This is a genomic window from Pseudomonas protegens (genome assembly GCF_013407925.2).
Lineage (GTDB): Bacteria > Pseudomonadota > Gammaproteobacteria > Pseudomonadales > Pseudomonadaceae > Aquipseudomonas > Aquipseudomonas fluorescens_AP.
Genome location: NZ_CP060201.1, coordinates 6,513,045 through 6,533,287 on the forward strand (window position 1 = coordinate 6,513,045; position 20,243 = coordinate 6,533,287).

A 20,243-nucleotide genomic window follows, 5' to 3' on the forward strand; every position below is an offset into this window, starting at 1 on the left:
TCAGCGATTCTGTTGTGGGTTCCACAGGGCGTAGCGCCGCCCGCGGAGAAACTGCCAGAGGCCCATGCTCATGCCGGCCAGGGTCACCAGCACGAAGCCGGCGAGACGAAACACCTTGGGCAGGCGCCCGCGCCGGTCCAGCAGGCCCAGCAGCCCGGCGCCGTAACCCAGCAACTGGGCCAGCAGGCACAGGCTGTAGAAGACCCCGGCGTTCCACAGCCACAGGTTGCTCAGCAGCAAGGGCAGCAACAGCACCGGGGCCAGGCGGCGGATCAGCTTGTGGCTGATCAGGGCGATGGCGTAGGCGCCGTGGCGCAGCGGGTTCATCAGCTCGCGGCGCTGGGCCAGGCTCTGCAGGCCGCCGACCGTGACCCGCAGGCGCCGGCGATACTGCTTGTCGGCGTCGTCCACGCCCTGGTCCAGGACCTGGGCCTCTTCGACATAGACGATGCGCTTGCCCGCCACCGGGGCGCAGGTGCTGATGAAGAAGTCGTCGTTGACCTCGGCGGGAATGCGCTGGAACAGCTCGCGGCGCAGGGCCAGCAGCGCGCCGTCGGCGGACACCATGCAGCCGGTGCGGTTCTCGGCCTGGCGCAACCAGGCTTCGTAATGCCGGTACAGGCTGTCGCCCAGGCTCAGGTTGTGCCCCGGGTTGGGGATGATCATGTGCCCGCCGCAGGCGCCCACTTGCGGGTCGGCCAGGGGCGCCAGCAGCTTGCCCAGGGTGTCGCCGGACCATTGGTTGTCGGCGTCGGTGAACACCAGGATGTCGTTGCGCGCTAGCTCCACCGCGGTGTTCAGGGCCCCGGCCTTGCCCACCCGGGGCAGGTCCAGGACCACGATCCGCGAGTCGCGCACGGCCAGGGCGGTGGCCACGGTGTCGTCGCTGGAGCCGTCGCTGGCGAGGATGATCTGCAGGTCCGTGGCCGGGTAATCCTGTTGCAGCAGGGTGCGCAGCTTGTGTTCGATGTGCGGGCCTTCGTTGTGGGCGGCGATGATCACGCTGACCGACAGCGGCTCACCCGCCTGCAGCGGGCGCGGACGCACGAACAGGCTGAGCAGGGCCAGCAGCAGCGGGTAACCGATCCAGGCATAGAAGGGCAGGAGCAGGCACAGCCAGAAAAGGGTCTTAGCCACGGTCAGGTCTCACGGCAGTACGGTTGAACAGACCCTGCACCAGGACCACGGCACCCAGGTGCAGGCGCACCCCGTGCAGCAGCCAGAGTTGCAGGACGAACAGCGGATCGCGTTGGCGCCAGCCCTGACGCAGGGCCAGCAGCAGCGGCGCCAGGGCGCCCAGCAACAGACACAGGGCGGCCGCCCCCGGCCGGCCCGCGACCAGGGCCAGCAGCGCCGCCGCGCTGAGCAGGGCGCAGGCCAGGCACAGCAAGGGGAAGCGCAACAGGCGCACATTCAGTCCCGCTGCCTTGAGCAACTGCCCGTGGCTGCCCTGGCGCCAGCGTTCCTTGCCGGCCCATTCGCCCCAGCTGCCTTCAAAGCCCCAGTGCAGCACCTGGGGCTCGGGCAGGCTGATCTGACGGGCGCCGGCGGCGTGCAGGCGCAGGCCGAAATCCTTGTCTTCGCCGGTGCGCAAGCGCTCGTCGAAACCGCCGACCCGCTCGAACCAGGCCCGCTGCAGGCACAGGTTGGCGCTGGGCAACCATTGCCGTTGCCGGGCCTGACGGCCGCCGGCCAGGCTGCGTCGTTGCCAGGCCCGGGCGAACCAGGGCGCGCAGCGCGGCGCGGCGCAATCCAGGGCAAAGACCTCGGCCCGCTGCTCGGCCAGGACCTGCTGCCAGAGTTGCAGCCAGTTGCCGGGCACCTCGATGTCGGCGTCGACGAACGCCAGGCAATCGCCGGTGGCCACCGCGGCGCCGCGATTGCGCAGGGCGCCGATGCCGATCCCCGGGCACAGCAGCACCCGCGCCCCCAGCTCGCGGGCGCGTTGCGGCCCCTGGTCGGTGGAGCCGTTGTCGACCACGATCAACTCGTAGTCGATGGCCGCGACCCGGGCCGCGAGGATCACGCTGTCCAGGGTGCGGGTGATGTGACGGGCCTCGTTGTACATGGGCACGATCACGCTGATCCTTTGCATCTTTGCCTCCCTTGGCCAGGTTTGCATTTATGAGGTGGGCAGCGGATCTGCTTCGGCTTCGAGCCGCAGCACGCTGGACAGGGCCAGGAAGATCCACAGGTACTTGTGGTTGGGCGCGCTGAGAAACAGCAGGAACACCGCCAGCGCCAGCAGGCTCAGGCCCAGGTGGGTGGCGATGTCGGCCTGCTCGCGCTGGCCTCGGGCGAGAAAGCCCTGGCGCGCCCGCTCGAAGTTGCGCAGACCCATGAGCATCAGCGCCACGAAACTCAAGCCGCCGGGAATCCCCAGCTCGCTGAACAGCTCCAGGTAGGTGTTGTGGGCCCGACGGAACAGGTCCGGCTCGTTCATGTTTTCCGAGAAGCTGCTGGCGAAACCGGTCTGCGCGTAGTGGATCGGGAAAGTGCCCAGGCCCGAGCCCAGCAACGGGTTGTCGCGGATCATCTGGCCGCCCACCACCAGGTAGGAGGTGCGCCGGCCCAGGGAGGTGTCCGCCGAATGGGCGCCGGACTTGAGCAGGCTCAGGGACTGGATGCGCGCCACATAGTCCGCCGGCAGCACGGCGATCCCCAGGGGCACGACGATCGCCACGGCGAACATGGCGAACCCCAGGTGCTTGGGCCGCAGGCCCTTGAGCCGCTCGCGGTAGTGCCAGGCGCCGATGACGAGGGTGAACAGCACCACCAACAGGCCCGAGCGCGAGTCGGTCTTGGTCATCCCGGCCATCAGGGTCAGGCTGATGCCGACCCAGAACAGCCGCACCGGCCAATGGGGCGAGCGCAGCGCCAGGAGAATCGCCGGCGGCACCGCCATGGCGATCAGCAGGGCGAAGTAGTTGGCGTCCTGCAGCAGGCCGATGGCCCGACCGCCGACCTGGTACTTGGCGGAGATCAGTGCGATCACACAGGTGATGGCCACGCTGACCGCCAGCAGGCGGCAGAGCATCAGCAGGTGGGTTTCCCGGGCGATCAGCAAGGTGACGAAAAACAGCACCAGGCCCACCGCCAGTTCCCGCAGGCTGTCCAGGGACACCAGCAGGTTCTCGCTGTACAGCAGGCTCAGCAGCAGGCACAGCAGGAACGGCCCCAGGGCCCGCCACAGATTGCTGCGCAGGCGGGTGTCGGGGATCTGCCGCAACAGCAGCTTGAACAGCATGATCAGGATCAGCGAGGCCCCCAGCAGCTTGGCCCCGGAGAACGCGCTGTCCTTGAACAGGCCCTCGAAGGGCACCAGGGCACAGATCCCCAGCAGGCCCCAACCCGGGCGGCGATAGAGCACCGCCAGGCCCACCAGTCCGAGCACCACCAGCGGCGCCAGAAACGGCCAGGGGCTGGCGAGCAGCAGCAGGCTGGCAAGGCCCAAGAGGAGGCCGAGAAACGGGGCGGCGATCATACCGGGGTGCTCTCCCTGGCCAGGCGATACAGCTCATCCCAACTGCGGGCCAGGGTCGGCAAGTGATAGTGCTTGCGCTGGGTGACGCGGGCGGCCTCGGCCAACTCTGCGGCCAGGGCGGGGTCATCCAGCAGGCGGCCGATGCAGCGCGCCAGATCGGCGCTGTCCAGGGGCTTGGCCAGCAAGCCGTTCTGCCGGTGTTGCAGGACATCAGGAATCCCACCCACGGCAAAGGCCACCACCGGGGTGCCGGCCTGCATGGCTTCCAGCAGGATCATCGGCGTGCCTTCGGTGCGCGAGCTGAGCACCAGCACATTCAGGCGCTTTAGCCAGGGCTGCATGTCGTTCTGGTAGCCCGGCAGCAGGATGCGCGCGGTCAGTCCGGCCTCGTCGATACGCTGGCGCAGCGCCAGGTTCTGTTCACCGTCGCCCAGCAGCACGGCCTTGAGGGTGGGGCGCTGGCGGCACAGCCCGATCAGCGCGTCGAGAAACAGGTCCGGGCCTTTTTCCGCACTCAGGCGGCCGACAAAACCCACCAGCGGCGCCGCCTCGTCGCGGCGGATCCGTGTTTCCGGCAAGGGCGGTCCTTCCTTGCTCGCCGGCGGCAGCCGTTGCGGCTCCGGCAGGCCGTTGGCGATCACCCGCAGCTTGTTCGCCGGCACTCCGGCCTGCAGGTGCAGTTGGGCAATGCTCTGGGCCACGCAGGCCACCCGGCGCACCCGGGAACTGCGGCACAGGCGCAGGCTGATCCAGGTGTAGAGCTTCTGTTTCAGGCTGCGCGGGGTGAAGCCGTGCTGGGTCAGCACCAGGGGCAGGCCCAGGCGCCGGGCGCAGATCCAGGCAAACACCTGGGCCTTGAAGTTGTGGGCGTTGAGCAGCCCCGGCTGCTGCCGCAGATTGCTCAGCAGCTGCTTGAGGCCGTGGCAGTTGTGGCTGGCGACCCCGGCTTGGGCAAAACGCCGCAACAAGTTCTCGGGCGCGTCGATGAACACCACCCGATGCTGCCCCGGGGTCACCCGGCAGTGATCCAGCAGCATGCGTTCGGCACCGTAGAAACCGCCGCTGTGGATCAGGTGCACAACCGGTTGCGCCGCCATGCTCAGGTCGCTCATTGCTTGGCCCAATGCCAGGCCCAGCGCCAGGTCCAGCGCGGGAAGGGGTTGACCGGCTGTTCCGACGGCGCGTTGAGCACCATCAGCACCGGCAGGCCGAGGTGATCGCTGACCTGGGCCGGATGCTTGAAGCGGTGATCGAAAAACTCGTAGACGTACCCCAGGGCAATCGCCAGCAGCAGGCCGGTGAGCAGGCCCAGGGGAATGATCAGCATGGGTTTGGGGAACGCCGCCTCGCTGGGTTCGTAAGGCTGGCTGAGCACCCGGGCGTTGGACAATTCGCCGTTGATCAGGCGTTCGCCACGGCTTTCTTCATAGCGCTGGGTGTAGGTGAAGAAGGCCTTGTGCAAGGCATCGATCTCGGTGTCCAGCTGGCGCAGCTTGCTCAGCACCTCTTGCAGGTCGCGCACCCGGGCCTTGTAGTCGTTGATCCGCGCGGTCTTCTGGGCGATCACCGACTGGGTGATCTGCAGGTCGCTGCTGCGCTCGCGCACGCGGTTTTCCACCACCTTGAGGAACTGCGCCCGGGCCCGCACGATCTGCTCGCGCTGCTGCTGCATCGGCACGCTGTCGGCGCGGTAGGTGTCGGCGGTGGTGCCGTACTGGCTGACCAGGTTGCTCAGTTGCTCGCCGAGTTGCTTGATCTCGCGGTCTTCGTAAGCCACGTTGTCCACGGTGTTGGCGAAGGCGAAGGGGAAGGTGTAGTCGGTGATCCCGGCCTTGCGCGCGGCGGCCAGGTTCTTCTGCAGGTAGTCCAGGCGGCGCTGGTTCTCCAGGGCCTGGTCGCGGTAGCCGTTGAGCGATTGCTCCTCGGTGTTGATGGCGTTCAGGCGGAAGGTGATCTCTTCCTTGGGATCGGAGGCGTGGGCCGCTTCCAGCAAGGCCTGGCGCTTGCCTTCCAGGTCATCCAGGCGCGACTGGTACTGGGCCTTCTTCTGTTCATAGAAGGCTTCGGGCAGTTCGTTGGATTGCAGGTCCTGGCGGTTTTTCAGGTAGTTGGCCAGCAGGCGTTCGACAAAGCGCGTGCCCTCGGCGGCATTGGGGCTGGCGTAGACGATGGAGATCACGTTGGAGCCGGGCAGGGTGCCGATCTTCAGGTCCTTGACCGCCTGCTCGGTGAAGGCATCCAGGCTGGTGTCGCGCACCGGGTCCACGGCCAGGCCGAAGAAGCCGCGCAGCGGGTTGATCACCTGGTTGCGCAGCGGGTCGATCAGGCCATTGCGGATCGGCTTGACGATCAGCCTGGTCAACAGGCCCTCGTTGCCGCCGAACTGGCCTTCACGGCGCAGCTGGTCGATGGTGTCGCGGATCAGCGTGGGCGAACGCAGGATATTGCTTTCGGTTTCCATGTCCGCCAGCGACGGCGGGATGAACTTGTCGCTGTCCGGGGTGAGCACGGTGTTGGCGTCGGTCTGCGACAGTTTCTTGGACTGCACAATGACTTCGGCGGTGATCTCGAAGCTCTGCTTGAGCACCAGCGGCAGCAGCAGCGCAATCAGGGCGAAGCCCAGGAACACCCGCTTGATCAGGCGTCGATTGACAAAGAACACGAGCAGGAACTCGTGCAGGTAGTTTTCGATCTTGGTCATCAAGAGGGAACTCAGTTGTTGTTCGTTTCTTTGTTGTCGACGCGGTAGCCGAAGCTGAACCCGACACCCTGGAACATGATCACGTCCGCCAGCTGCTTGCTCAGGGCCCCGGCCTTGGCCAGGCGGGTCTTGGGCACGTAGAGCATGTCGTCCGGTTGCAGGTAGGCGAACTGCAGGGCCTTGCCGTCCAGCGCCGCATCGGCGTCATAGACCCGGGCTTCGACCTGATTGCCCTTGCGCCGCATGATCACCACCGAGTCCAGGCGCGCGGTGGGGCCGGCGCCCTTGGCCAGGGTCAGGGCTTCGAGCACCGAGATCGGCCGGCGGATCGGGTAGGCCCCGGGCTGGCCTACTTCGCCCATCACGAACACTTCGTTGGCGGCGGTGGTCTTGAGCAGCACGTCGACGCTGACCTGGCCCACTTCCTTGGCGTAGCGCTGGTTGACCAGGGTTTGCAGCTCGTTGAGGCTCTTGCCCTGCAACGACAGGCTGCCCAGCAGCGGGAAGCTGGCGCGGCCATCGGAACCCACCACGATCTCGCGGCTCAGGCCCGTGGCCGGGTTGGTCAGGCTGGTGCGCAGGTTGTCCAGCTGGGCCATGGCGTGGGAGATCGAGAAGGTGATCTGCGGTTTCTTCAGCACCTTGGCGTACTGGGCTTCCAGAGTCTGGCGCGCCTGCTCGGCGGACAGTCCGGCGACCTGGACGTTGCCCACGTAGGGCATGTCGATGCTGCCGTCGGGCAGCACCAGCTTGCTGCCGCCCAGCTCGGGGGCGGTGAGAAAGCTGACGTCCACCTGATCGCCCGGTTGCACGAGGTAGCGCTGCTGGCTGGTGGTGCCGATATGGAAGATCACGTCCAGCACGTCCTGGGGTCGCAGCACCTGTTCGATGGGCATGACCTCGGTGAGCTGGGCCTGGTCGGCCGGGGCGCTGAGGATCTGCACCGGCATCTGCTGCGGCTCGCGGTTGACGCAACCGCCCAGGGCGGCCAGCAACGACAGGCCCAGCAGGGAGAGTCTTGGCTTGTTCATGGTTACACGGTCCTTGTGCCGGTCAGAGACGGTCATAAACCCACTTGGGCATGTAGTACTTGCGGGCGTTGAACACGCTGCCGATCAGCTTGGCCTCGGCCTGGATCAAGCGCTGCGCCGCGGCCTGGGCCACTTCCCAGCGGGTTTCCTCGCTGCGCACCACCAGCACCACGCCGTCCACCTGGGTGCTCAGGGTGAGGATGTCGCCGCTGCTGTACACCGGGTCGCCGTCGATGATCACGAAGCGATAGTCTGCGGCCAGGGCCTGCAACAGTTCCTGCAGCAGTTCCGGGGTCAGGCGCTCGGCGTATTGCTGGCGGCGGCCCAGGGGCAGGAAATCGAAGCCCAGTTCTTCGCTGCTTTCGATGCACTGCGCCAGGAGCGGCGGGGTATCGGCCAGGGCCAGGTCGAGAAAGCCCGGGCGTTCGCCCAGGTCCAGGCGCCGGGTCAGGCTGTTGTCCGAAAGGCTGGTGTCCACCAGCAGCACCCGGCCGCGGCTGGTGCGCGCCAGTTCGCTGGCCATGCTCAGGCTGCTGCTGGTGACGCCGCTGTTGCGGTTGGCCGCGGTCAGCAGGATCACCCGCAGCTCCTGGTCGAGCACGGTGACCGCCAGGTTGCTTTCGCTGGGAGGCTGGATCTTCAGACTGGCAAAGGTTGCTGCCGCCATTTCAACTTGCTCCATGGCCATTGAGGACCTTGAAAGGGGTTTTGATCAGGATCTTCAGGTCGAGCCAGGGGCTCTGCTGGAAGATGTAGGTCATGTCGAGGGTGACCCGACCGTCGAAGTCCACGTCGCTGCGCCCGGACACCTGCCACAGGCCGGTGATCCCGGGGTAGATGCTCAGGCGCCCGAGGTGGTGTTCCTTGTAGGTCTGGGCGTGAAACGAGGTCGGACGCGGCCCGACGATGCGCATCTGGCCCAGCACCACGTTGATCAGGTTCGGCAGCTCGTCGAGGCTGGTGCGCCGCAGGAAGCCGCCGATCCCGGTGATCCGCGGGTCGCGGTCGATCTTGAAGTCCACCGAGTCCGGACCGTGCTTGTTCAGGTGGCGCACCGAGTCCTTCAGGGCTTCGGCGTTGACCACCATGGTGCGGAACTTGTACATGCCGAAGCGCCGGCCACGAAAACCGGTGCGCAGCTGTACGAAGAACACCGGCCCCGGGCTGGTGAGCTTGATCGCCAGCGCCACCACCAGCAGCAGCGGCGACAGCAGCACCAGCAGCAGGGCGGCCAGCAGCGCCGAGGTCAGGCGCTTGCTGCGCGACAGGGTCCAGGGCCGGCCACCTTCGCGGCCGGTGATCCAGCCGTGATGCTGCAGATCGATGGCGGCCTGGACCTTGCGCCGGAACGGGTCGTTGCGCCGGTCGATGCGCGCCGGGGCCGGCACCTCGGTTGCGGGCGATGAGAAGGGTCTTTCCATATCCACCGGGAGTACTTCCATTGCAAAGGGTTGGGTAAAGGGCGCCGGGGCGCCGACTCAGGACCGGGCGCCGCTGTAGTAGCTGCGGTACCACTGGACGAAATGGCCCAGGCCTTCATCCAGCGGCACCTGGGGGCCGAAGCCGGTGAGGTTTTCCAGGGCGCTGACGTCGGCACAGGTGTTGAGCACGTCACCGGGCTGCAGGGGCAGGTACTCCACCTGGGCCTGGCGGCCGAGGAGTCGCTCCAGGGTGCTGACGTAGTCCTTGAGTTCCACCGGGCGCTGGCCGCCGATGTTGAACAGGCGCCAGGGCGCCATGCTGGTGGACGGGTCCGGTTGCTCGCGATCCCACAGCGGATCGCGCGTCGGGGGCTTGTCCAGCAGGCGCACCAGGGATTCGACGATGTCGTCGATGTAGGTGAAGTCGCGCTGGTGCATGCCGTAGTTGAACAGCTTCAGCGGCCGCCCCTGGCTGATGGCGTCGGCGAACAGGATCGGCGACATGTCCGGCCGGCCCCAGGGGCCGTACACGGTAAAGAAACGCAGGCCGGTGGCCGGCACGCCGAACAGGTGACTGTAGCTGTGGGCCATCAGCTCGTTGGCTTTCTTGCTCGCCGCGTACAGCGACAGCGGATGGTCGACGTTGTCGCTGACCTTGTACGGGGTCTGCTGGTTGGCTCCGTACACCGAGCTGGACGAGGCATAGATCAGGTGCTGCACCGGGTAGCGCCGGCACATTTCCAGCAGGTTGAGGAAGCCCGAGAGGTTGCTGTCCAGGTAGGCCTTGGGGTTCTCCAGGGAGTAGCGCACCCCGGCCTGGGCGGCGAGGTTGATCACCACCTGAGGCCGGATCTCGGCGAACAGCCGCTCCAGGCCGGCGCTGTCCGCCAGGTCCAGGCGTTGCAGCGGGAAGTGCCCCACTTGCCGTTCCACCCAGCGCACCCGGTCGTGCTTGAGCCGGGGGTCGTAGTAGTCGTTGAAATTATCCAGCCCGGTGACCTGGTGCCCATCCTTGAGCAGACGCAGTGCGGTATGGGCGCCGATAAAACCGGCGGCCCCGGTGATCAGGATATTCATGCGCCAAGGGCCTCGGGTACGCGGTAGGGCAGGCCGATGCTCAAATAGTGCAGACCGGCGTCCGCTGCCTGTTGCGGGTTGTAGAGATTGCGCCCGTCGACGATCAGGCGGTCCTTGAGGGTGTCGCGCAGCAACTTGAAGTCCACCACGCGGAAGGCCTTCCATTCGGTGCAGATCACCAGCGCGTCGGCGCCTTGCAAGGCGTCATCGCGGGTGGCGCACAGCTGCAGGTCGTCGCGGTAGCCGTACAGGCGCCGGCATTCGGTCATGGCTTCCGGGTCGTAGGCCTGGACCCTGGCCCCGGCGTCCCACAGCGCCTGCATCAGGTAGCGGCTGGTGGCTTCGCGCATGTCGTCGGTGTTGGGCTTGAAGGCCAGGCCCCAGAGGGCGATGACCTTGCCCTGCAGGTTGTCCCCCAAGTGCGCCTTGAGCTTGCGAAACAGCACATGGCGCTGCTGCTCGTTGACGTCGCGCACGGTCTTGAGCATTTGCGGCTCCAGCCCGTGGCTTTCGGCGGTGTGGATCAGCGCCCGCAGGTCCTTGGGGAAGCACGAGCCGCCAAACCCGGCGCCGGGGTAGATGAAGTGATAACCGATGCGCTGATCGGCGCCGATGCCCTTGCGCACCGCGTTGATGTCCACTCCCAGGCGTTCCGCCAGGTTGGCCATCTCGTTCATGAAGCTGATGCGGGTGGCGAGCATCGCGTTGGCCGCGTACTTGACCAGCTCGGCGCTGCGGTTGTCCATGAACATCAGGCGGTCATGGTTGTGGTTGAACGGTGCGTACAGTTCGCTCAACTGCTGGCGGGGCAGGTCGTGGGCACAGCCGACGATGATCCGGTCCGGGCGCATGCAGTCGGCCACGGCCGAGCCTTCCTTGAGGAACTCCGGGTTGGACACCACGTGCACCCGCAGCTGGGATTTGCCCAGGTCCGCCAGTTGTTCGGCGACGGTCTCGATCACCAGATCGGCGGTGCCCACCGGGACCGTGGATTTGATCACCAGGGTCTTGTCGCTGAGCATCAGGCAGGCAATATTGCGCGCCACCGCCAGGACATGGTCGAGGTCCGCCGAGCCGTCTTCGTTGGACGGCGTGCCGACTGCAATGAAGATCACCTCTCCATGGCCCACGGCATCGCTGGCCTGGGTGGTGAAGTGCAGTCGGCCGGCCTTTTGATTCTCTTCGATCAGGGTCGCCAGACCCGGCTCGTGAATCGGTGGAATAGAACGTTGCAGCTGGGCGATTTTCTGGCTGTCGATGTCGACACAGATCACGTTATGCCCAACATCGGCGAGGGCAACTGCTTGCACCAGGCCGACATAACCAGTACCGAAAACGCTGACTTCCAAGGGAACGACCTCGTCCATGATAAGTGTTGGGTGAGGCTGTAGCTCACCTTCCGCAAAAGGCATATGGCACATTGCCGCCATCGCGCTCTTTTTTTGACACTATCACAAGACTGAGACGTTTAATTGACGTTTTGCGGTGTTGCATAAATGACGCCGGGGTTTTATCTGATGCTTGTTAAATATAAAAACCTATATAAAACAATGAGATGGATGATCTCATTAGGGTCGTAATGAAAAGCGTCAAATAGTTGTTTTTTCATTTTTCAGAGATGAAAAATCCGACGAACGGTATGTCTGGGCGATAAAAAAATAATGCTTTTTTGCCAGCATTGAATTCTTGCTACTCCAGTCGCGCACTTTTCTGATCGATTGGACGGTTTTTTCGACGCTGTCGGCCTGATGAAAAATTAAAAAAAATGACAGGTTTATTCTTGGTTTTGCCGGTGCGGCGCCGCTCGCCGCCTCGCGGTATTGTTCGACCGGCGAGTCAGACTAAAGTCGGGTTGGGAGGGTTTTGGCCATCTGCCATCATTTGCGCCCCTCATTGATTCAATCAATTCACCCTGCAATCTATGATTTGCAGGCTGAATGAGTCCTGGGTCTTTCTTACCGACCTTGCGTCACAGATTTGTGCTGGAGCCTGTTCATGCGTCCCCCTTTTCCCCTGATCAATCCGTGCCCGCTGCTGGGCCTCGGAGCCGCTGTCCTGTGGGCAGGATTTGCCCCGTCGGTTCAAGCCGACGGCTTTCTTGAGGACAGCAATGCCAAGCTGGAATCACGCACGATCTACTTCAACCGGGATTTTCGTGACGGTCATACCGGCACCGAGCAGGGCGCTTCCAAGCGTGAGGAATCGGCCCAGGGCTTCATCCTCAACCTGCAGTCGGGCTACACCGAAGGCACCGTCGGGTTCGGTCTGGATGCCCTGGGCATGCTCGGGCTCAAGCTCGACTCCAGCCCCGATCGCAGCAACAGCGGCCTGCTGCCTTCCAGCGGGCATGACCCGCGGGGCTCGGCGGACCAGTACGCCAAGCTGGGCCTGACCGCCAAGGTCCGGGTCTCGCAGACCGTGTTCAAATACGGCGCGCAACTGCCGGACCTGCCATTGCTCAAGTACAACGACGGGCGCCTGCTGCCGACGATGTTCAACGGTGCGGTGCTGACCTCCAGGGAGGTCAAGGACCTGACCCTGACCGCCGCCCGGCTCAACCGCTACACCGCCCGGGATTCCACCGACGCCCAGGACATCCGCGTGCACTGCAAGAACAAGCGCTATGCCTGCAACACCACGGCGGATCACTTCGACACCTATGGCCTGGACTACAAGTTCAACGAGCGGCTGACCGGCCAGTACCACTACGCCGAGCTGCAGGACATCTACCGTCAGCATTTTGTCGGCCTGCTGGCCAACCAGCCCCTGGGGCCGGGCGTGCTCAAGGGCGACCTGCGCCTGCTCAAGAGTGCCGACACCGGCGCCGAGCGCGCCGGCGGCATCGACAACCGCGCCCTGAGCAGCATGCTCGGCTACAGCCTCGCTGGTCACACAGTGAGCGCCGGCTGGCAGCGCATGTACGGCGACAACTCGATGCCCTACCTGGATGGCAGCAACCCGTACCTGGTGAACTACGTGCAGGTCAATGATTTCGCGGCGATTCAGGAGCGGTCCTGGCAGCTGCGCTATGACTACGACTTCAAGGCCGTGGGCCTCAATGGCCTGAGCTTCCTGACCCGCTACGTCAGCGGCGACCACATCAAGGTCCCGGGCAGCCTGCGCGAAGGTCGCGAGTGGGAGCGTGACAGCGAACTCAAGTACGTGGTGCAGAGCGGCACCTTCAAGGACCTCAGCCTGCGCCTGCGCAACGCCACCTATCGCAGCAACTACCAGAAGATCGCCCGCGACATGGACGAAACCCGGCTGATCGTCAGCTACAACTTCTCCCTGCTTTGACCCGACAACCGCCCCGCGCACCGTAGGCGCTGGCTTGCCAGCCAAGGGGTTTCCTGGCGGGGGCAAGGCTTGCGGGCCCTTTCGCCGGCAAGCCGGCTCCTGCAGAGAGGGGGCCCCGAGCTTGATGGTCCGGCTGGTGGGGTGGACGAATCCGTGGCGCTTTCCAGGGCGCGCGCAAAGGCGGTAACCAAGGCCAACGTCTACTGGCTTTTTCCCGGTCACTGCCTAAGATGGCGATCCCGGGATTCTTAGGAAAACGTTGGTCACGATGGCGGAAAAAGACACCATCTCCATGCAGCTGGTGCGCGAGGCGCTGCTGCAAAGCTGTGCGCCGGGGGCGGCCACCGTTGAAGTGCTGAACAAGGTCGGCATCGATCCGCGGCTGTTGCAGCAGAGCACCGCGCGAGTCCCGGCCAGTGCCTATGCGCGGCTCTGGCGCTTGCTGGCCCGGCGTCTGGATGACGAGTTTTTCGGCATGGATCCGCGTCGGCTGAAGTCCGGCAGCCTGGCCTTTCTCTGCCGCTCGGCCATGGCCCAGCCGACCCTGGCGGCGGGGCTGGATTCGCTGCTGGGCTTTCTTTCGTTGATGTTCGAGCGCCTGCCGGCGCAGCTGGTGCGCCAGCAGAGCCTGGCGGAAATCGTCCTGCAGGAGGACGAACAGGCACCGGGCCGGGCCTTCACCTATTTCACCTACTGGATGATCGTGCATGGCGTGGCCTGCTGGCTGGCGGGGCGGCGGATTCCGATCCTGGCCATCGAATTGCGCTGCCCGCAGCCGGATTTTTGCGACGACTACCGGGTGATGTTCTCCGACAACCTGCGCTTTGCCCGCTCGCGCACGCGGATGATCATCGCCGCCGATTGCCTGGACCTGCCGATCAAGCGCAGCGAAGAAGAGCTCAAGCGCTTTCTGGCCCATGCCCCGGCCAACATCCTGGTCAAGTACCGCGACCCCGAGAGCCTGGCCAGCCGTATCAAGCAGCAACTGCGGCAACTGCCCGCGGAACAATGGCCGGAGAGCGAAAGCCTGGCCCACAGCCTGTGCATCTCGGCCTCGACCCTGCGTCGGCGCCTGGCGGAGGAGGGCCAGAGCTACCAAGGGCTCAAGGACAGCGTGCGCAAGGAACTGGCGATCGTCTGGCTGGCCGAGCCGCAGATCAGCTTCGCCGAGATTGCCGAGCGCCTGGGTTTTGCCGACACCAGCTCGTTCTACAAGGCCTTTCGCAAATGGTCCGGTTCCAACCCCGGGCATTACCGCAGCCTGATCCTCAACGACCCGTCCTGACCCCAGCCCCGCCCGTTGGGGGCTGGCTTGCCGGCGAAGAGGCCCGCAAGCCTTGCACCACCCCGGCCGCCGCCTTCGCTGGCAAGCCAGCTCCTACACAGCCCGCAATCAGCGCCGCCCGGTAGGAGCCGGCTTGCCGGCGAAGAGGCCCGCAAGTCTTGCATCACCCCGAGCGCCGTCGGCGCCGGCAAGCCTGAGGCGGACTCTTGGCCAAACCGGTCACGCAACTTGATAGCTTTGACCATTGTCCCGCGAGGGCTCTGGCGCCAGTATTTCCCTGCTTTTCATGAGGTTCCCATCCTAATAAGAACAGTGAGGGATTCTGGCAATGCGCAATTACCTGTCCGCCATCAAGGATTTCAATTATCAGCACTGTGTCGACGCCGCCCTGGCGGGTTCGCTGTCGGCCCTCAATGCCTGTGTCGAATGTTGTGACCGGCATGCGTTGCCCGGGCGCATCGCGCTGTTCTGGGAGGGCCGCGACGGCAGTAGCGCCAGCTATACCTTCACCGAGTTGCAGGACAAGGCCGGGCGCCTGGCCAACTTCTTCCTGGCCCAGGGGGTTGGCAAGGGCGACAAGGTCGCCGGGCTGCTACCGCGCAACGTTGAACTCTTGATCACGGTGCTGGCCACCTGGCGCATCGGCGCGGTGTACCAGCCGCTGTTCACCGCCTTTGGCCCCAAGGCCATCGAGCACCGCCTCAACAGTTCAAAAGCCAAGCTGGTGATCTGCGACGCGGTGAACCGGCCGAAGCTGGCGGAAGTCGCCGAGTGCCCGACCGTCGTTACGGTCGCAGGCGCCAAGGGCCAGGGCATCGTGCGCGGTGACTTCAGTTTCTGGGCCGAGCTGGAGCAGTACCCGGCCCAGTGCGAGCCGGTGCTGTTGACCGGCGAAGACCCATTCCTGCTGATGTTCACCTCGGGCACCACCGGCCCCTCGAAAGCCCTGGAAGTCCCGCTCAAGGCGATTGTCGCGTTCCAGGCCTACACCCGCGACGCCGTGGACCTGCGCCCGGAAGATGCCTTCTGGAACGTCGCCGACCCGGGCTGGGCCTATGGCATCTATTTCGGCGTCACCGGGCCGCTGGGCCTGGGCCACCCGATCACCTTCTACGATGGCCCCTTCACCCTGGAAAGCACCTGCCGGGTGATCAACAAGTACGGCATCACCAACCTCACCGGCTCGCCCACGGCCTACCGCCTGCTGATCGCCGGTGGCGACCAGTTCGCCCGGTCGATCAAGGGCCGCCTGCGCATTGTCAGCAGCGCCGGCGAGCCGCTGAACCCGGAAGTGATCCGCTGGTTCGCCGAGCAACTGGATGTGGTGATCCACGACCATTACGGCCAGACCGAGCTGGGCATGGTGCTGTGCAACCACCACGGCCTGGAGCATCCGGTGCATGTCGGCGCCGCCGGTTTCGCCTCGCCGGGCCACCGCATCGTGGTGCTGGACGAAGAGTACCGGGAGCTGGGCGTCGGCCAGCCGGGGATCCTCGCCATCGACCGCCGCCAGTCGCCGATGTGCTGGTTCGCCGGTTACGCCGGGGTGCCGACCAAGGCCTTTGTCGGTGACTACTACTTAAGCGGCGACACCGTGGAGCTGAACCAGGACGGCAGCATCAGCTTCGTTGGCCGCAGCGACGATGTGATCACCACCTCCGGCTACCGGGTCGGCCCGTTCGACGTGGAAAGCGCGCTGATCGAACACCCGGCGGTGGTGGAAGCGGCGGTGGTGGGCAAGCCCGATCCGGAACGCACCGAGCTGGTGAAAGCCTTTGTGGTGCTCAGCGAGCAGTACCGCGCCACGGCCGAGTTGGCCGAGGAGCTGCGCCAGCATGTGCGCAAGCGCCTGGCGGCCCATTCCTACCCCCGTGAAATCGAATTTGTCAGTGATTTGCCCAAGACCCCCAGCGGCAAATTGCAGCGCTTTATCTTGCGCAACCAGGAAATCGCCAAGGCTCAAGAGGCCGCGGCGTCAACAGCTACCGCGTAAACAGGATTGAAATGATGCAGATCGCAAACAAGGTTTTTCTCGTCAGTGGCGGTGCCTCCGGCCTCGGCGCGGCCAGCGCTGAAATGCTGGTCGCCGCCGGCGCCAAGGTGATGCTGGTGGACCTCAACGCCGAGGCCGTGGCGGCCAAGGCCCAGCAACTGGGTTGCCACAGCGTGGTGGCCGACATCAGCCAGGAAGCCGCGGCCGAAGCGGCGGTGCAAGCCACGGTCAAGGCTTTTGGCGGGCTTAACGGCCTGGTCAACTGTGCCGGCATCGTGCGCGGCGAGAAGGTCCTGGGCAAGAACGGCCCGCATGCCCTGGCCAGTTTCAGCCAGGTGATCAACGTCAACCTGATCGGCAGCTTCAACCTGCTGCGCCTGGCCGCGGCGGCCATCGCCGAAAGCGCCGCCGATGCCGAGGGCGAGCGTGGGGTGATCATCAACACCGCCTCCATCGCCGCCTTCGACGGGCAGATCGGCCAGGCCGCCTATGCCGCGTCCAAGGGCGCCATCGCCAGCCTGACCCTGCCGGTGGCCCGCGAACTGGCGCGCTTCGGCATCCGCGTGATGACCATCGCCCCGGGGATTTTCGAAACCCCGATGATGGCCGGCATGAGCGACGAAGTGCGCGCCGGCCTGGCCGCGGGCGTGCCGTTCCCGCCACGCCTGGGCAAGCCCGCCGAGTACGCCGCGCTGGTGCGGCATATCATTGAAAACAGCATGCTCAACGGCGAGGTGATCCGTCTCGACGGCGCCTTGCGCATGGCCGCCAAGTAAGGAGGAATTCTCATGTCCATTGCCCACGATCCCATCGTCATTGTCAGCGCCGTCCGCACCCCCATGGGCGGTTTCCAGGGTGAACTCAAAGGCCTCAGCGCCCCGCAACTGGGGAGCGAGGCCATCCGCGCCGCGGTACAGCGCGCCGGCATCGCGGCTGACGCGGTAGAAGAAGTGCTGTTCGGCTGCGTGCTGTCCGCCGGCCTCGGTCAGGCTCCGGCGCGTCAGGCCGCCCTGGGCGCCGGCCTGGACAAGGGCACCCGCTGCACCACCCTGAACAAGATGTGCGGTTCCGGCATGGAGGCCACCATCCTGGCCCACGACATGCTGCTGGCCGGCAGCGCCGAAGTGGTGATCGCTGGCGGCATGGAAAGCATGTCCAACGCCCCATACCTGCTGGACCGTGCCCGCAGCGGCTACCGCATGGGCCACGGCAAGGTGCTGGACCATATGTTCCTCGACGGTCTGGAAGACGCCTACGACAAGGGCCGCCTGATGGGCAACTTTGCCGAGGACTGCGCCGAGGCCAACGGCTTTACCCGCCAGGCCCAGGATGAATTTGCCGTGGCTTCCCTGACCCGCGCCCAGCAGGCGATCAAGGACGGCCTGTTCAAGGATGAGATCGTTCCCCTGCAAGTGATGATCGGCAAGGAATCGAAGCTGATCAGCGATGACGAACAGCCGCCCAAGGCCAAGCTGGACAAGATCGCCACCTTGAAGCCGGCGTTCCGTGACGGCGGCACCGTGACCGCGGCCAACGCCAGTTCGATCTCCGACGGCGCCGCGGCCCTGGTGCTGATGCGCCGCTCCGAAGCCGACAAGCGCGGCCTCAAGCCCCTGGCGGTGATCCACGGTCACGCGGCTTTCGCCGACACCCCGGGGCTGTTCCCGGTGGCCCCGGTGGGCGCCATCGAGCGGCTGATGAAGAAGACCGGCTGGTCGCTGAACGAGGTCGACCTGTTCGAAATCAACGAAGCCTTCGCCGTGGTCAGCCTGGTGACCATGAGCAAGCTGGACATCCCCCACGCCAAGGTCAACGTGCACGGCGGCGCCTGCGCCCTGGGTCACCCCATCGGTGCCTCCGGTGCGCGGATTTTGGTGACCCTGCTCTCGGCCCTGCGCCAGAAAGGCCTCAAGCGTGGCGTGGCCGCGATCTGCATCGGCGGTGGTGAAGCCACGGCCATGGCCGTTGAATGCCTGTAACGAGGAATCCCGATGTTGCCCAATGACGAACAACTGCAGATCAGCGACGCCGCCCGGCAATTTGCCCAGGAGCGCCTCAAGCCTTTCGCCGCCGACTGGGACCGCGAGCACCGCTTTCCCAAGGAAGCCATCGCCGAGATGGCCGAGCTGGGTTTTTTCGGCATGCTGGTGCCCGAGCAGTGGGGCGGTTGTGACACCGGCTACCTGGCCTATGCCATGGCCCTGGAGGAAATCGCCGCCGGTGACGGTGCCTGCTCCACCATCATGAGCGTGCACAACTCGGTGGGCTGCGTGCCGATCCTCACCTTCGGCAACGATGAGCAGAAGGAGCGTTTCCTCAAGCCCCTGGCCAGTGGCGCCATGCTCGGCGCCTTCGCCCTGACCGAGCCCCAGGCCGGCTCCGATGCCAGCAGCCTGAAGACCCGGGCCCGGCGCGACGGCGACCACTATGTGCTCAATGGCTGCAAGCAGTTCATCACCTCCGGGCAGAACGCCGGGGTGGTGATCGTGTTCGCGGTCACCGACCCGGCGGCCGGCAAGCGCGGCATCAGCGCCTTTATCGTGCCCACCGACTCGCCGGGCTATAAGGTCGCGCGCATCGAGGACAAGCTCGGTCAGCACGCCAGCGACACCTGCCAGATCCTCTTCGAGGATGTGAAGGTGCCGCTGGCCAACCGCCTGGGCGAGGAGGGCGAGGGCTACAAGATCGCCCTGGCCAACCTTGAAGGCGGCCGCGTGGGCATTGCCTCGCAATCGGTGGGCATGGCCCGGGCCGCGTTCGAAGCGGCGCGTGACTACGCCCGTGAACGCGAAACCTTCGGCAAGCCGATCATCGAGCACCAGGCGGTGGCCTTCCGCCTGGCGGACATGGCCACCCAGATCGCCGTGGCCCGGCAGATGGTGCATTACGCCGCGGCCCTGCGCGACAGCGGCAAGCCGGCGCTGGTGGAAGCCTCGATGGCCAAGCTGTTCGCCTCGGAAATGGCCGAAAAGGTCTGCTCCGCGGCCTTGCAAACCCTGGGCGGCTATGGCTATTTGAGCGACTTCCCGCTGGAGCGGATCTACCGCGACGTGCGCATCTGCCAGATCTACGAAGGCACCAGCGACATCCAGCGCATGGTCATTTCGCGCAATCTCTGACTTTTTAGCAGGAGCTGATACATGAGCTACGAAACCATCTTGTTGGACATCAAGGGCCGGGTCGGCCTGATCACCCTCAACCGTCCCCAGGCGCTGAACGCCCTCAACGCGCAGATCGTCGGCGAAGTGAACCAGGCCCTGGATCGCCTGGAAGCCGACCCGCAGATCGGCTGCATCGTCATCACCGGTTCCAAGAAGGCCTTCGCCGCCGGTGCCGACATCAAGGAAATGGCCGAGCTGACCTACCCGCAGATCTACCTCGACGACCTGTTCAGCGACAGCGACCGCGTGGCCAACCGGCGCAAGCCGATCATCGCCGCGGTCAACGGCTTCGCCCTGGGTGGCGGTTGCGAACTGGCCTTGATGTGCGACTTCATCCTGGCCGGCGACAACGCCAAGTTCGGCCAGCCGGAAATCAACCTCGGGGTGCTGCCGGGCATGGGCGGCACTCAACGTCTGACCCGCGCGGTAGGCAAGGCCAAGGCCATGGAAATGTGCCTGACCGGACGCTTTATCGACGCCGTGGAAGCCGAGCGTTGCGGCATCGTCGCGCGCATCGTGCCAGCGGACGAACTGGTGGAAGAAGCCCTGAAAGTCGCCGCCGTGATCGCCGCAAAATCGATCCCGGTGAGCATGATGATCAAGGAAAGCGTGAACCGTGCCTTCGAAGTCAGCCTGTCCGAAGGCGTGCGCTTCGAGCGTCGGGTGTTCCACGCTGCGTTCGCCACCCAGGACCAGAAAGAGGGCATGGCCGCCTTCATCGCCAAGCGTGATCCGCAGTTCAAGGATCAGTAACCGCACCGCTCCTGGCAGGACGCGGTATTCAACCAGCGTC

General features: G+C 65.3%; 17 protein-coding genes. 7 read left to right on the plus strand and 10 right to left on the minus strand.

Annotated features, from left to right (window positions below):
- Genes GGI48_RS30035 through GGI48_RS30080 form a run of 10 tightly spaced genes read right to left on the minus strand, consistent with a single transcriptional unit; the run spans nucleotide 1 to nucleotide 11,063 of the window.
- On the minus strand, nucleotides 1-1,137 hold the full coding sequence (locus GGI48_RS30035) for a glycosyltransferase (protein WP_047304499.1): 1,137 nt from the start codon (nucleotides 1,135-1,137) through the stop codon (nucleotides 1-3).
- Nucleotides 1,130-2,095 carry a glycosyltransferase gene (locus tag GGI48_RS30040; protein WP_103740406.1) on the minus strand — a complete coding sequence of 322 codons (966 nt, stop codon included), beginning with the start codon at nucleotides 2,093-2,095 and terminating at the stop codon, nucleotides 1,130-1,132. Before GGI48_RS30040 ends, GGI48_RS30035 begins: the two co-directional genes overlap by 8 nt.
- A gap of 27 nt (nucleotides 2,096-2,122) precedes the next feature.
- Nucleotides 2,123-3,484 carry an O-antigen ligase family protein gene (locus GGI48_RS30045; protein WP_016965628.1) on the minus strand — a complete coding sequence of 454 codons (1,362 nt, stop codon included), beginning with the start codon at nucleotides 3,482-3,484 and terminating at the stop codon, nucleotides 2,123-2,125.
- Nucleotides 3,481-4,596, minus strand: coding sequence for a glycosyltransferase family 4 protein (locus GGI48_RS30050; RefSeq protein WP_179601605.1), 1,116 nt, complete (start codon nucleotides 4,594-4,596; stop codon nucleotides 3,481-3,483). The genes GGI48_RS30045 and GGI48_RS30050 overlap by 4 nt, the downstream gene beginning before the upstream one ends.
- The gene (locus GGI48_RS30055) at nucleotides 4,593-6,185 is read right to left on the minus strand and encodes a lipopolysaccharide biosynthesis protein (protein WP_179601607.1); all 1,593 of its coding nucleotides are present in this window, start codon (nucleotides 6,183-6,185) and stop codon (nucleotides 4,593-4,595) included. Before GGI48_RS30055 ends, GGI48_RS30050 begins: the two co-directional genes overlap by 4 nt.
- A gap of 11 nt (nucleotides 6,186-6,196) precedes the next feature.
- The gene (locus tag GGI48_RS30060) at nucleotides 6,197-7,216 is read right to left on the minus strand and encodes a polysaccharide biosynthesis/export family protein (protein ID WP_179601609.1); all 1,020 of its coding nucleotides are present in this window, start codon (nucleotides 7,214-7,216) and stop codon (nucleotides 6,197-6,199) included.
- 22 nt (nucleotides 7,217-7,238) lie between these two features.
- Nucleotides 7,239-7,883 carry a CpsD/CapB family tyrosine-protein kinase gene (locus tag GGI48_RS30065; RefSeq protein WP_179601611.1) on the minus strand — a complete coding sequence of 215 codons (645 nt, stop codon included), beginning with the start codon at nucleotides 7,881-7,883 and terminating at the stop codon, nucleotides 7,239-7,241.
- Nucleotide 7,884: 1 nt separating this feature from the next.
- Entirely contained in the window at nucleotides 7,885-8,637 is a 753-nt protein-coding gene (locus GGI48_RS30070; RefSeq protein WP_016964244.1) for a sugar transferase, read from the minus strand.
- A gap of 57 nt (nucleotides 8,638-8,694) precedes the next feature.
- Nucleotides 8,695-9,714, minus strand: coding sequence for an NAD-dependent epimerase (locus GGI48_RS30075; protein ID WP_016964243.1), 1,020 nt, complete (start codon nucleotides 9,712-9,714; stop codon nucleotides 8,695-8,697).
- Complete coding sequence (locus GGI48_RS30080; protein WP_179601613.1) at nucleotides 9,711-11,063, minus strand: UDP-glucose/GDP-mannose dehydrogenase family protein; 1,353 nt, start codon at nucleotides 11,061-11,063, stop codon at nucleotides 9,711-9,713. Before GGI48_RS30080 ends, GGI48_RS30075 begins: the two co-directional genes overlap by 4 nt.
- 646 nt (nucleotides 11,064-11,709) lie before the next feature.
- Between GGI48_RS30080 and GGI48_RS30085 the strand changes: the two genes are divergently transcribed.
- The 7 genes from GGI48_RS30085 (at nucleotide 11,710) to GGI48_RS30115 (ending at nucleotide 20,203) form a co-directional block, all read left to right on the plus strand.
- Nucleotides 11,710-13,011 (plus strand): OprD family porin, encoded by a 1,302-nt coding sequence (locus GGI48_RS30085; RefSeq protein ID WP_179601614.1) that lies wholly within the window; start codon nucleotides 11,710-11,712, stop codon nucleotides 13,009-13,011.
- Between the two features lie 268 nt (nucleotides 13,012-13,279).
- A complete protein-coding gene (locus GGI48_RS30090) occupies nucleotides 13,280-14,296 on the plus strand; it encodes an AraC family transcriptional regulator (protein WP_179601616.1) in 1,017 nt (338 codons plus the stop codon).
- 328 nt (nucleotides 14,297-14,624) lie between these two features.
- Nucleotides 14,625-16,289, plus strand: coding sequence for an AMP-binding protein (locus GGI48_RS30095; RefSeq protein WP_103740399.1), 1,665 nt, complete (start codon nucleotides 14,625-14,627; stop codon nucleotides 16,287-16,289).
- Nucleotides 16,290-16,303: 14 nt separating this feature from the next.
- On the plus strand, nucleotides 16,304-17,065 hold the full coding sequence (locus GGI48_RS30100; protein ID WP_047304484.1) for an SDR family NAD(P)-dependent oxidoreductase: 762 nt from the start codon (nucleotides 16,304-16,306) through the stop codon (nucleotides 17,063-17,065).
- Between the two features lie 12 nt (nucleotides 17,066-17,077).
- Entirely contained in the window at nucleotides 17,078-18,268 is a 1,191-nt protein-coding gene (locus tag GGI48_RS30105) for an acetyl-CoA C-acyltransferase (protein ID WP_179601618.1), read from the plus strand.
- A 12-nt stretch (nucleotides 18,269-18,280) separates the two neighbouring features.
- A complete protein-coding gene (locus tag GGI48_RS30110) occupies nucleotides 18,281-19,408 on the plus strand; it encodes an acyl-CoA dehydrogenase (protein WP_047304482.1) in 1,128 nt (375 codons plus the stop codon).
- Between the two features lie 21 nt (nucleotides 19,409-19,429).
- On the plus strand, nucleotides 19,430-20,203 hold the full coding sequence (locus GGI48_RS30115; RefSeq protein WP_179601620.1) for an enoyl-CoA hydratase: 774 nt from the start codon (nucleotides 19,430-19,432) through the stop codon (nucleotides 20,201-20,203).
- Nucleotides 20,204-20,243: the final 40 nt, after the last annotated feature.